Annotated in this window: 14 protein-coding genes; 7 read left to right on the top strand and 7 right to left on the bottom strand. The window is 35.7% G+C overall.

Features of this window, described 5'->3' with window-relative positions:
* Positions 1 to 927 (top strand): hypothetical protein (locus M900_RS00665; protein ID WP_021272907.1); only part of this gene is annotated, 927 nt, incomplete at its 5' end.
* A 15-nt stretch (positions 928 to 942) separates the two neighbouring features.
* On the opposite strand, the gene M900_RS16775 is transcribed toward M900_RS00665, so the two are convergent.
* The 3 genes from M900_RS16775 to mgtE form a co-directional block, all read right to left on the bottom strand.
* Positions 943 to 1,491 carry an HNH endonuclease gene (locus tag M900_RS16775; RefSeq protein WP_021272880.1) on the bottom strand — a complete coding sequence of 183 codons (549 nt, stop codon included), beginning with the start codon at positions 1,489 to 1,491 and terminating at the stop codon, positions 943 to 945.
* Between the two features lie 206 nt (positions 1,492 to 1,697).
* The gene (locus M900_RS00655; RefSeq protein WP_021272869.1) at positions 1,698 to 2,162 is read right to left on the bottom strand and encodes a DUF3617 domain-containing protein; all 465 of its coding nucleotides are present in this window, start codon (positions 2,160 to 2,162) and stop codon (positions 1,698 to 1,700) included.
* A gap of 11 nt (positions 2,163 to 2,173) precedes the next feature.
* On the bottom strand, positions 2,174 to 3,550 hold the full coding sequence (mgtE, locus tag M900_RS00650; protein WP_021272900.1) for a magnesium transporter: 1,377 nt from the start codon (positions 3,548 to 3,550) through the stop codon (positions 2,174 to 2,176).
* A gap of 99 nt (positions 3,551 to 3,649) precedes the next feature.
* Here mgtE and M900_RS00645 point away from each other — a divergent pair, with 99 nt between their 5' ends.
* Positions 3,650 to 4,753 (top strand): methyltransferase, encoded by a 1,104-nt coding sequence (locus M900_RS00645; protein ID WP_021272881.1) that lies wholly within the window; start codon positions 3,650 to 3,652, stop codon positions 4,751 to 4,753.
* Between the two features lie 48 nt (positions 4,754 to 4,801).
* Positions 4,802 to 5,797: a type I glyceraldehyde-3-phosphate dehydrogenase gene (gap, locus tag M900_RS00640; RefSeq protein ID WP_021272911.1), complete on the top strand. Its 996-nt coding sequence runs from the start codon at positions 4,802 to 4,804 to the stop codon at positions 5,795 to 5,797.
* 22 nt (positions 5,798 to 5,819) lie between these two features.
* Here the strand turns inward: gap and M900_RS16770 are convergent, their stop codons facing one another.
* Together M900_RS16770 and M900_RS00630 are read right to left on the bottom strand one after the other, a co-directional pair.
* The gene (locus tag M900_RS16770) at positions 5,820 to 6,287 is read right to left on the bottom strand and encodes an Hsp20/alpha crystallin family protein (protein ID WP_021272905.1); all 468 of its coding nucleotides are present in this window, start codon (positions 6,285 to 6,287) and stop codon (positions 5,820 to 5,822) included.
* 89 nt (positions 6,288 to 6,376) lie between these two features.
* Positions 6,377 to 6,727 carry a hypothetical protein gene (locus M900_RS00630; RefSeq protein ID WP_157680500.1) on the bottom strand — a complete coding sequence of 117 codons (351 nt, stop codon included), beginning with the start codon at positions 6,725 to 6,727 and terminating at the stop codon, positions 6,377 to 6,379.
* Between the two features lie 71 nt (positions 6,728 to 6,798).
* Here M900_RS00630 and M900_RS00625 point away from each other — a divergent pair, with 71 nt between their 5' ends.
* From M900_RS00625 to M900_RS00615, 3 genes are read left to right on the top strand one after another with little or no spacing between them, the layout of a single operon-like run.
* Positions 6,799 to 7,392 carry an energy transducer TonB gene (locus M900_RS00625; protein ID WP_034730599.1) on the top strand — a complete coding sequence of 198 codons (594 nt, stop codon included), beginning with the start codon at positions 6,799 to 6,801 and terminating at the stop codon, positions 7,390 to 7,392.
* Positions 7,393 to 7,452: 60 nt separating this feature from the next.
* On the top strand, positions 7,453 to 9,453 hold the full coding sequence (locus M900_RS00620) for a TonB-dependent receptor domain-containing protein (protein ID WP_021272893.1): 2,001 nt from the start codon (positions 7,453 to 7,455) through the stop codon (positions 9,451 to 9,453).
* Positions 9,454 to 9,462: 9 nt separating this feature from the next.
* Positions 9,463 to 9,945, top strand: coding sequence for a hypothetical protein (locus M900_RS00615; protein WP_021272914.1), 483 nt, complete (start codon positions 9,463 to 9,465; stop codon positions 9,943 to 9,945).
* 14 nt (positions 9,946 to 9,959) lie between these two features.
* Here the strand turns inward: M900_RS00615 and M900_RS00610 are convergent, their stop codons facing one another.
* Positions 9,960 to 10,844 carry a DMT family transporter gene (locus M900_RS00610; protein ID WP_034730594.1) on the bottom strand — a complete coding sequence of 295 codons (885 nt, stop codon included), beginning with the start codon at positions 10,842 to 10,844 and terminating at the stop codon, positions 9,960 to 9,962.
* 163 nt (positions 10,845 to 11,007) lie between these two features.
* Between M900_RS00610 and M900_RS00605 the strand changes: the two genes are divergently transcribed.
* Positions 11,008 to 11,202 carry a cold-shock protein gene (locus M900_RS00605; RefSeq protein ID WP_021272866.1) on the top strand — a complete coding sequence of 65 codons (195 nt, stop codon included), beginning with the start codon at positions 11,008 to 11,010 and terminating at the stop codon, positions 11,200 to 11,202.
* A gap of 61 nt (positions 11,203 to 11,263) precedes the next feature.
* Here the strand turns inward: M900_RS00605 and M900_RS00600 are convergent, their stop codons facing one another.
* Positions 11,264 to 11,704 (bottom strand): hypothetical protein, encoded by a 441-nt coding sequence (locus M900_RS00600; RefSeq protein WP_021272889.1) that lies wholly within the window; start codon positions 11,702 to 11,704, stop codon positions 11,264 to 11,266.
* Positions 11,705 to 11,720 lie beyond the last annotated feature (16 nt).

The raw sequence follows: 11,720 nt of genomic DNA, 5'->3' as shown, positions 1-11,720 counted from the left end.
ATGAATCTTGGCATGGTTTGCATCAATCATCTTATGATATATCGCTGCCCAAATTTAGACTGCCATTCAACTACTAAAAACAAACTTATTTCCAAAGATGGATTCTTTTTTCGGAGAAGTGATTCGAGAAAAATCCAACGTTTTGTCTGCAAAACTTGCGGAGGAAAGTTTTCTCGTGCAACTTTCGCTCTTGAAAAATATCAAAAGAAAAGACGCATCAACCGAAGACTATTTTTAGATCTCGCTACGAACAACTCCATGAGATCATGTGCGAGAAAATACAAGGTAAACTACAAAACTGTACAAAGTCGCATGAATTACTTCTCTAGAAAGGCAAAAAAGAACCAAAAGAAGTTTCTTAAGAATTTAGAAAAATCTAAAGTACAAGCGATGCAATTTGATGATTTGGTCACTAGTGAGCATACTAAAATGAAGCCGCTTTCGATTACTATAGCAGTCGACAAAGAACGTCGATATATACTTGCAGCAAAGGTTTCAAGCATTCCTGCATTTGGACTACTCGCTGATAAATCACGAAAAAAATATGGATATCGACCAAGTGATCATGAAAGAGGATTAAAAGTAGTATTTGAAAAGATTAAAAATGTTGTCGCTCAAGATGCAACAATTCAATCAGATGAGCACCAAGCATATCCAAAATTTGTGAGTAGGTATTTTCCTGAAGCTGAATATAAGAGATACAAAGGGGGACGAGGTTGTATCGCTGGACAAGGTGAACTAAAGAAGCTCAGATTCGATCCACTTTTTACACTTAATCACACGTGCGCCATGTTTAGGGCAAGTGTTAACAGACTAGCAAGAAGAACTTGGTGTACGACAAAGAGAATCGACATGCTTCAAAAGCATGTCGATATTTTTATAAATTACTATAACTCTATTTATTTGAGGGATGTTGTCCCCATTTAACTGGAGCAGTTTATATTAAGAGAGGGGAAGGACTCGAGGGTACTCCTTGTTTTTCAACTCAGCTTTAAACCTTTTACTGGCTAGAGCTTGCAATAGTTCGAAGTTATAGACATATTTTCTTTGTAGAAGTTTATTTTCATTCACTTCACGTAAAAGTGCTATGAGATGATTAGACTTCCTATAGTCTGTTTCGTCTGTAAACGATTTGCTTTTATTGCAGTCCGGACAAAGTACTTGTAAATTATCGATCATATACTCTAGATGAGGGTAGCGTGATTTAGGTTTAATATGATCAATATGCATTGATTCTGTTTTAGTTCCGCAACAAAGGCAACGTTCACCTTGTATGGCCAAAACTTTTTCTCTGAGATACTTCCAGTTAGAAGTGTCTCCATAAACTACTTTCGAATCTGTAGTTTGGTTTAAATCGGAAAACTTAATCTCCATCTGTGCATGACTTAATTTCTTCGACGGTAGTATTAAAACTGTGAACACGCAAATCATGGCAATTAAGCTACTAACGTAGAGCGTACCTGAAATAAGGATTCCTTGAAAATCAATCATTGTTCTCTCCTTGTGCATGTGTGTGTGCATTCGTGAAAGTTTTTATTCCTTAAAAACTAACTCTATATTTCTTATGAACCTCCTTTAAGAACACAATGTTCTTAAAGATACTCTCGCAAAATTGATGCCAACAATTCGTAAAATATTGATTATTAATTGACTGCAAAAAGACACCGAGTAAAACGCTCGGTGATTATTTGACTATGTTATTTGCAATTAGATTTGATGAAAGCACCACTGAAAGTGATTTTCATGTTTTTGCCTGATGCGTCTTTTCCGGAGAAATCACCCGTATAACTTTCGGTATTTGTTCTTTTTAAAGTTGCTGTCCCTGTGATTTTTCCTTCACATGCTACAGATGTAGAGAGTTGGTCCGCTGAATTTTTAATAATTTTTATTTTACAGTCTTTGTTTTGTGGAATTAATTTTTCAGGAGAAGTTAGCATTTCTTTTGTTATACACTCTTCTGTTTTTCGAGGACCCATCTGCGAAGCCATCATCGAAAGGACCATTTGAGCTTGCTCTTTTGGAAGGTTTTTAATTTGTGCCTGAACCTGTGGAAGGCTCATGATTGAAGCTGCATCAAGATTTACTGTTTGTTCCCAAAGACCAGGTTTGATATCAAGTGCGTAAATTTTTGAAGCAATAAGAAAACCAAGTAGTATCTTCATAAAATTCTCCATTAGAGCATGATTAATTTTGCAAGACCAAGAAAGCTAAAGAAGCCAACTATGTCAGTGATTGTTGTCAGCAGAACAGTACTTGCGACTGCTGGGTCAATATCTAACTTTTCACAAATCAGTGGAATAATTGCACCGAAGAATCCAGCAAAGAGTAGGTTGATAATTGTAGATAAACCAATAACAACGCCAAGTAGTGGCATCTTAAACCAAACGTAAGAAAGTAACCCTACGATGATTGCAAACATAAAACCATTAGCGAGGGAAAGAATGACTTCCTTTATAATTGTTTCTTTTGCATCTTCTTCGGAGATGTCACCAATCGCGAGCTGTCTAACTGTAACGGTTAAACTTTGAGTACCTGCATTTCCTCCCATCGATGCTACGATAGGCATAAGGATGGCAAGAGAGACAAGAGATTGAATTGTTGAATCAAAGAAAGAGATAACAATCGACGCTGCAATTGCAGTTAAAAGATTAATTCCAAGCCAAACAGCTCGTGTTTTAATAACGTTAAATAGGTTCGAGTCTTGCTCTGCCTCATCATTAACCCCGGCAAGACCATAGATCTGCTCTGTAGCCTGTTCCTCGATAATATCGTAAATGTCGTCGGATGTAATACGTCCAATTAGAATACCGTCCTCATTGAGAACAGGGATTACTGAAAGGTTATACTTACTTACTTTTTCAACAACGTCAGAAATGTCTTCAAGGTGATTACAATTAATTTGGGTATATTCTTTTTCCTTGTCTTCAACAATATCTTTGAAAGTCTTTTTAAAGTCCATAATAATAACTTCTTCAAGACCAATCGAGCAGATGAACTTCTGGTTTCGATCAACAATGAAAACATGATAGATATTATCAATTTCTCTTTCGGACTTCAGTTTTGCAAGCTTTTCAATTGATGCACCAATAGTGTCATTTAACTTCGCATCGAAAACTTCGGTCTGCATATATGAACCGGCGGCGTCTTCATCATATGAGATAAGTGACTCGATAAGATCACGATCTTCTTTATTGATGTTTGCAAGAATACTTTCCGCAATAGTTTCATGGTTTTCACTAATATTTTGGATGAAGTCAGCAGCATCATCGGTATCCATTTCCGAAGCAACTTTAGCAAGCTTAAATGAGCCGAGGTACTCAGCAGCGTCTTCTTGGATATGGGCCGGCATTTCTGAGATAACTTCGGCAAGGAGTTCGTTTGGAAGTTTTTTAAGAATGATGTGGAACTTATCCTCATCCATTTCTTTAAGTTCAAGAAGTTTTTCCTTAATATCATAAGGGTAGAGAACCTTGTTCTCATTATTATATTGATCAATATCTATTAAGATACTATCAAATAAATCTTGATTGTTTTCTTCAACTTCTTTCACTATCTATATCCGTTTAGAGAATTAGCTAATTATATCTTAACCTCATGTATATTAAAACAAGAACCTTTCTTCTATTTTACTGTCATGATATAAAACAATATGGATAAAATATTTGAAGACCTATCAAAACTAGAGCGCTACCCAAAAGATCAGGATGTGAATCTTCGCCCATATGATGCGGCTGATGAACTTGTCTTAGAATACCTACTCCAACATCGAGGAGCTGGTGTTTTAATTATTGAGGACCGCTTTGGTGCCCTAACTTTTAATATTGATAATGTCGTTGATGTCGTGACTGATTCATTTATAAGTTTTCATGGCATAACAAAAAACGCAAAGAATCTTGGAAGAGAGTTAAGGCCAATAAAAAAGTCTTTAGAAGATGTAAAGGAGTGGGACAAGATTGATATAGTCGTTTTCAAAGTTCCAAAGAACATGTCTTATTTTGAGGATGTCATAAATTTTCTTGCGACAAAACTCACGGAAGGAACGGAAGTTATCTGTCCTGCGATGATAAAGCATTTACCAAAAACTGTTTTTGAAGTTTTGGAAAGTAATTTTGGAAAAACCTGGACAAGTCTTGCCAAGAAAAAAGCTCGACTAGTGTTTGGAAAGCTTGAAAAAAATAGTGTCTCAAGATTAACGAAATATCCTCTCGTTGTTAACTTTGACGGTTTTGTAAAACCATTTACTAATTATTCAAATGTTTTTAGTCGTTCAAAGCTTGATATCGGAACAAGGTTCTTTCTTGAGAATATACCGACAGGCTATAGAAGAATTCTCGATCTCGGCTGCGGTAATGGAGTAGTTGGAATTAAAGCTAAGCTGGTAAATCCGGAAGCTGATATTTCATTTGCTGATGAATCAGCAATGGCGATTAGAAGTGCAAAAGTTAACTTTGAGAACTACTTTGCGGATGAGCCCATTACTTTTTGGACGAATTGTTTTGATTCAGAGTTTCATGATGAGAAATTTGACCTAATTTTATGTAATCCGCCATTTCATCAACAGACTATTGTAGGAGACTTTATTGCGCTGCAGATGTTCAATGATGCTTTTCAAAGTCTTGAAAGAGGAGGCTTACTTCGCGTTATTGGGAATAGACATCTTAATTATCATATTAAGCTTAAGCAAATCTTTGGAGATTCGAAGACAATTGCAAGTAATAGTAAGTTTGTGATTATTGATTGTCATAAAAGATAGGACTAGAGTATACATAATATTTAGCTAGTAATTAAAAAAAGAGGTTATATGTCAATTAGAATTGGGATTAATGGTTTTGGTCGAATTGGTCGTTGTGTTTTTAGAGCGGCAATCGCAAAAGGTGATGTAGAAATTGTTGGTATCAATGATTTATTAGAGCCAGATTATATGGCCTATATGCTTAAGTATGATTCAACACACGGAAGGTTCGATGGAACAGTTGAAGTTGTTGATGGAAATTTAGTTGTTAATGGAAAGAAAATTCGTGTAACTGCACATAAAGATCCAGCTCAATTAAACTGGGCAGAACTTAATGTTGATGTTGCAATAGAGTCAACTGGTCTTTTCTTAACAGATGCCGATGCTCGTAAACATATTCAAGCAGGGGCTAAGAAAGTTGTAATGTCGGCTCCATCAAAAGATGACACGCCAATGTTTGTTATGGGTGTTAACCATGAAGCATATAAAGGACAAGATATTGTTTCTAATGCTTCGTGTACGACAAATTGCCTTGCACCAATAGCGAAGGTTCTTCACGACAATTGGGGAATAAAGGATGGTCTAATGACAACTGTTCACGCGACTACGGCGACTCAGAGAACTGTTGATGGACCTTCTGCCAAAGATTGGAGAGGTGGTCGTGGAGCAGGACAAAATATTATTCCTTCTTCTACAGGGGCAGCTAAAGCTGTTGGAAGAGTAATTCCTGAACTTAATGGAAAGCTAACTGGAATGAGTTTTCGTGTTCCAACTCCTGATGTTTCAGTTGTTGACTTGACTGTTAATTTAGAAAAGCCAGCAACTTACGAAGAAATTTGTAAGGTGATGAAGAAAGAAAGTGAAGGAAGCCTTAGAGGGGTTCTTGCTTATACAGAAGAAGCAGTAGTTTCTAACGACTTTATTGGTGAAACTTGTACATCGGTTTTTGATGCAACAGCAGGTATCGCTCTTACAGATACTTTCTTAAAAGTCGTTGCTTGGTATGATAACGAAATGGGTTATTCAAACAAAGTAATTGATCTTGCAAAATACATCTCTCGTTAATTTATAAATAAAGGAACCCCTCTTATGAAGAGGGGTTCTGTCTTTCAAATATTCCATTTCTTTCTGATTTAATTTCTATTCTTTTAACAGGTTTTTCACTTTCTTGGATTCTTGGGGCAGCAAGGGAAAGGACACCATTTTCAAAGTGAGCTTCAACTTTTTCTAGATCATAGCTATTAGGAACTCTAAAGCTTCGTTTGAAACTTCCATAGTACTTTTCACTATAACCTTCAGATTTCTTTTCTTCTTTTCTTTCACCAGAGACTGAAATGATATCATCGTTAATATCGATGTTAATTGAGTCCTTGTCGACCCCTGGGATATCAACACTTGCGAAGAAGACATCGTTCTCTTCCCAAAGTTCTAGTTTGGGAAACATTTCATCTGCTTGAAAGTTTCGTACATTTTTAGGCCAAAAGCCTTTTTCAAACTCATCAAATAATGCGAATGGATTCACCGATCTTAGCGGTGCAATTTCAAATCTTTTCATAGGAACCTCCAAATTATTAAGCACTCGGAGTGGCCACTTCCTTTCTAAGAATAAGATGGTAGGAGAATAAAAATCGTCAAGGGGAAAAATTATTTTTTAGAATTATTTAAATGACTTATGTCGTGTTCGATTTCTTTAATTCCAGCTTCGATTGCATTTCCACTATAGTCTATCGGTTTGATCTCTTTTGGTGTTACACTATCTTGGTAATCTGATGAGCAGCCGACTTTTGTGAAATCATTGTGAAAGTCCATAGGATCACGTTCAGCATCGAGAACTTCAGGTTCAATATTATTTTCTTCTTTACTTTTACGGGTTGCTGAACTTATTGATGGAGAAATAATGATCGCCAAGATAACAAGAATAATTATCAAATGAAGAAGATGTCTACGTTCTGTAATCGAAAGGAAGCTTCCTCCGAATACATAGGTGATGATCAAAAATAATGTAATACCTATAAAATTTTTAAACATGTAATACTTTTACTCTTTTTTGGCCTATAATAAAACTCATGAAACGTAATTTTGTCACACCTTTAGCATTCATAACATCGCTTATTGTTCATGCAATGATGTTAATTAGTGCTCAGAAAGTAGAAATTGTGACAAAGAAAAATTTTGGAGAGACATTATCTGAGAAGTCTCTCGCAAGAACTTCCATTTTTCTCAAATCGCATAAAGCTTCTAAATCACGTCTTAATCAAAAGATCGTAGAGAAGAAGCTAAAAAGGACTATTAAAACTCCTTCAGTAAAGGCCGTTGAGCCTCAATTAAGTGTTGCTAAGCGAGAAAATAGGAAAAGCCAAGGGACAAGCGACTCCGTCGCGAGGTACACGAGTGTCATTCGAGAGATGATCACTAAGAATAAAAAGTATCCGCGAGTCGCAAAAAGGCTTAAGCAACAAGGAGTTGTTAAGGTCTACTTTGAGGTGAGTTTTCCTAATAAAATTAGTAACTTAAAAATAGTGGAAACAGCAAAATATGACCTTTTAAATAAGTCGGCGTTAGAGACAATCGAGAGTCTCGAAGATCTTCCACAGGTTCCAGATGAGCACGCAGAGGCACCAATTCAGCTTATTGTTCCCCTGAACTTTGAAATATTGTAACAATCACTATCTTCTACAATTACGTGACACATTATGAGATTTTTGTGCTAAGTTTGAGCAATGAAACAAAAGTTTATTGCCATGCTTCCAATTATATTGTTGGGCCAATCTTATGGTCAGGATGGGGTCTATAATCTTGAGACAGTAAATATTTATGAAGGACAAGATAGTGGGCAACAGCTTCAACTTTCTAGTGATGTAGAGTCAAATTCCTTTGATTACCTCGGGCAAGACTATCTCTCAAATACTAATAATTCTTCACTTGATGATATTTTGAAGTTTTCTTCAAATGCCACAACTTCTGGGGGACCACGTTCAAGTGGTGAGGCCATTCAGGTAAGAGGTCTTCAGGCCTCAAAACTTTATATGTATGTGGATGGGGTGAAACAGAGTTTTAGAACAGATCACAATACGATGATGGCCATCGATACGGCGAATATCAAAGAAGTTAAAATTGATAAGGACACTTCAAATTTCTCAAGAAGTGGAAGCGTTGGTGGAGGAGTGAGCCTTCGCACTATCGAAGCGACTGACTACTTAAATGCAAAGGAAGATTTTGGGGCGTCAATTCAGTCTTCTCAGCAGGGTTCGAATAAAGAAAAATATGTAGGAATAAAAATTTACGGAAAAGATAAAAAGTCGAATTATATTTTAAGTGTAGGAAACAGAGATGCGAGCAATATTGTTCTAGGTGATCGCTCAACACTACCTCATTCGAATTTTGAAGATGATAGCTTTCTCGCTAAGTACAAGTTTAACTATCGCAATTTTGATTTTCTTCTTCAGGGTGACTATTTTACTCGTCAAGATAATGTTCCAATAAATCCGACTCTTGATCCTCCTGAGGATGATTTAGAATTAAATGGTGATAATACAATTAAAAGAACTACGCAGCTTGTGGGCGTTGACTTAAGAAAGCAACAACTCGAGTTGAGAGCAAGTAATACTGATCAAAAACTGACAAAGGTTCGAAAGAGCGATAAGCAAATTGAAAGAAGAGATATTAATTCGAAGCAACTTTCTTTGAAAAAGAAGACTGTTATTTCGAAAGTTAGTCTCCTTTCAGGAGTAGAATTTTTAACTGATACTCTTTCTGGAAATAGAAATATTGAGAAACTTGAATCATATCCAAGTGGAGAGTCTCGTCAGAAATCAATTTATGTAGATGGAGTTTTTGTATCTGATTATTTTGATCTTAGCGCTGGGTTAAAATATCAAGATTATAAATTAAACTCAAATAAATTCTCTGAGCGTGGAGATAATGGGTTACTTAAAAAAGCTGGAGTTCGGTTTAAGCCTACTCAGGCACTGACTCTTAGTGTGAATTATAGTGAAGGATTTAACGCTCCTAAGGTTCAAGATGTTTTTGCTGACGGACTCCATCATCCAGGGGATGGTTTCTTCATTGCTGATAATTATTTTATTCCTAATGAGGATTTAAAAGTAGAGAGGTCTAAGACTATTGAAGTTGGGGTAAAATATGAAAGAAACTTATTTTCATCTGAGGATTTGATCTCTTTAACGGCATCTCGTTATTGGAGTCATATCGATGACTATATCTCTCTCGAAAAAATTGATCGTGCTATTTTTGATGGTGAAAATGGTACTACTCAATCAGTGAATATTGACTTAGTTTCTCTTACTGGTGATGAGCTGGGTCTTGGGTATATTTATGATCAATTTGAATCACGGATTTCTTATACAAAGATTCGTGGGACAAATAAAATATTAGGACTTTATATTGCTGATCTTCCTGCTGATCACTATAACTTCTATCTTGCACATCATCTTGATCAATACAGCTTTGATTATGGTTATCAAAGTGTATTAAGCTTAAAGCAGGATCGAATCAATCGTGAAACAACAGAAAGGACTGATGAAACACCTCGCTCATTTGTTCACAATGTTTTCCTGTCAAAAGGATTTTTTGGTGACGTTGTTAAAATAAATATGAACTTTGATAATATTACCAACAGACGTTACCGTAAGCATGCTTCTAATATAATGGAAGCAGGTAGAGATTATAAAATAAGTTTTGAATATAAGGTTAATTTTCTATAGGAGTATCTAATGAAAAAAATGATTCTAGCCCTTTTAGTTATGGCAAGTAGTGTGAGTGCAGCTTTACCTCAAGGGAGTTTTATTCTTCAAAAAATTCAATGTAGTAATGGAGAAGACTTAAAGCTTGGTGGTAAATTTATGCAGTATGATGTTCGTTTTGATATCAGTGATGCGGAAATTAAAATGACTGCTATCGCAAAGAGTGCAAAATGGGCTCCATTTAAGCTAGATTGTACTCAGATCAACTTAGGGAAATACTCTCTAATTGATGACAATAAGTACGAAGGGTTTCTTGCTGTTGACTCTGTAGAGTGTAATGCCAAAGCCTGGGAGTCAATTCTTAGAAAGCAACTTTTTGGGGTTGAAGAGCAAGGTGTATTTACATACTCAGTTAACGGAGATGAATTAAGAGTGTTTAATGAACAAACAGTTACTCCTTACTCGTGTAAGAAAACTGGTTCATACCCAATTTATATTTATAAAAAGAATTAATAAAAAGAGGAGGTTTAGGCCTCCTTTTTCTTTTCCTTCGAAACCATCGCAATATAAATTCCAACTAAACTTAATACAAGACCAGAGCCTTGAATTATGTTTATTTCCTCATGGTAAATCAGAACACCCAGGATTGTTGCAAATACTGGTTGTAATAATAAGATGAGACTTACAAGTGCGACAGGAAGAACCCTAATGGCCTTTGAGATAAGTATCCAACCAAATGCATGAATAACTCCACCGTAAATTAAAGCGTAAACTATATCTATGCCTTGTGGTACGTGAACTTCTTTTTCTATAACGATGAATATGAATGAAAAAATTGAAGCAAAGAAAGTTAATAAAAAGATTGGCCATGCACCAGGGTTCTCGGCTTGTTCATTTGCTTTTTTTAAAGAAAGAGTAACAAAGCTATAACTTAAACCAGTGAGAAGACCATAGAATATTCCTTTCATTTTCAAGCTTTCAAAATCAAATGAGGCTAGTGAAGAAGTTGTCATTATCACGCCAAGTGCTGTTAAAAATAAAGCTAAGAAAAAGTACCATCGTGGTCTTTCGCCGAGAAATAGAATTCCGATCAAAACAAGGTAGAGTACTTGTGTATTTGCCAATAATGTGGAAATTCCTGCTCCGATATAAATAATTGAGCGATGCCAGAGCCAAAGGTCGCAAGAGAAGAAAAATCCCCCAAGTAGGCATGGGACAAGCATTTTCTTCAATTTCATAAAATCTATCTTAGATTTCTTCATTAAAAGAATTAGGGCGAGACAAACAAAACCAATGAAAAACCTATAAAAACCAATAGTTGAAGGCGGTAGCTTCATGGCTTTTGAAATTATAGGACTAAACCCTATTGCAAGTGCACCACCGATCATGGCTAAGATGTTGATATCAAACATGAAAATATATTAAATTTGTAAGTTTATGTTTGGCTACTTAAATCAACTTATTTCACTTTTTAAAAATATTTTCTTTACCTAGGCGTCAACTCACTATAAAATACGTTCATGATTTTTTGTTATATACGCGAGTATATAACGTTTATGTTTTAAAGGAATTTTTATGGAAACAGGTAAAGTTAAATTTTTTAATCAAGAAAAAGGCTTCGGTTTTATTACTCCAGATGACGGAGGAAAAGACTTATTCGTACACATCACTGGTGTTGAAGGTGGACAAATCTCTGACGGTGACAAAGTTGAGTACGAAGTAGGCGACGGATTAAAAGGTCCATGTGCTGTAAAAGTTAATCGTATATAATTAAAATAAATTTTTATATAATTAACTAAAGAGAAGGGAGCTGATGCTCCCTTTTTTGTTTCTAGTTTCCTAGTTCAAATAGTTCTTGTTCTTGAAGTGGTTGTCTTGTGTAACATGTACCTTTAATATTTCCTTCAACAGCGTTGATATTTGCAAGAGACGTTTGTAGGGCCTCATAACAAACATTACTATACTTCATTGCTGTTAGTTTATTATCTCCGCTACATGACTTTACAGCTTCTGCAAAATTATCACGGCACTCTTTAAATGAATTCTTTGCAGTAAAAAATCCCGCATAAGAGTTCAGTAAATTTCTACAAACAATATCAAAATTAGGTGTTGGCTTTGAAGCTTCCTCAACCGCTCTGTTGTATTCGTCTACACCAGTGTTGAAATAAGTAGTTGCAAAATTGTAATGGTTAACTCCGTTGTTAAATGAAGTCCCACAATCTCCAAATACTGTTGTTGAATATAATGTGATTAATGCTAGAAATAGTTTCATCCTCTGCTCCCTGTGT

Origin of the sequence: Bacteriovorax sp. Seq25_V, from assembly GCF_000447795.1 — a bacterium.
Taxonomy (GTDB): Bacteria; Bdellovibrionota; Bacteriovoracia; order Bacteriovoracales; family Bacteriovoracaceae; genus Halobacteriovorax_A.
The sequence above is the reverse complement of the archived record's forward strand: the minus strand, read 5'-3'. Positions and strand labels throughout refer to the sequence as shown.

Bases quoted from the DNA above. Each gene is read 5' to 3' on its own strand.
- M900_RS16775 (WP_021272880.1), bottom strand. From the start codon at position 1,491: ATGATTGATTTTCAAGGAATCCTTATTTCAGGTACGCTCTACGTTAGT.
- M900_RS00655 (WP_021272869.1), bottom strand. From the start codon at position 2,162: ATGAAGATACTACTTGGTTTTCTTATTGCTTCAAAAATTTACGCACTT.
- M900_RS00645 (WP_021272881.1), top strand. From the start codon at position 3,650: ATGGATAAAATATTTGAAGACCTATCAAAACTAGAGCGCTACCCAAAA.
- gap (WP_021272911.1), top strand. From the start codon at position 4,802: ATGTCAATTAGAATTGGGATTAATGGTTTTGGTCGAATTGGTCGTTGT.
- M900_RS16770 (WP_021272905.1), bottom strand. From the start codon at position 6,287: ATGAAAAGATTTGAAATTGCACCGCTAAGATCGGTGAATCCATTCGCA.
- M900_RS00625 (WP_034730599.1), top strand. From the start codon at position 6,799: ATGAAACGTAATTTTGTCACACCTTTAGCATTCATAACATCGCTTATT.
- M900_RS00620 (WP_021272893.1), top strand. From the start codon at position 7,453: ATGAAACAAAAGTTTATTGCCATGCTTCCAATTATATTGTTGGGCCAA.
- M900_RS00615 (WP_021272914.1), top strand. From the start codon at position 9,463: ATGAAAAAAATGATTCTAGCCCTTTTAGTTATGGCAAGTAGTGTGAGT.
- M900_RS00610 (WP_034730594.1), bottom strand. From the start codon at position 10,844: ATGTTTGATATCAACATCTTAGCCATGATCGGTGGTGCACTTGCAATA.
- M900_RS00605 (WP_021272866.1), top strand. From the start codon at position 11,008: ATGGAAACAGGTAAAGTTAAATTTTTTAATCAAGAAAAAGGCTTCGGT.
- M900_RS00600 (WP_021272889.1), bottom strand. From the start codon at position 11,704: ATGAAACTATTTCTAGCATTAATCACATTATATTCAACAACAGTATTT.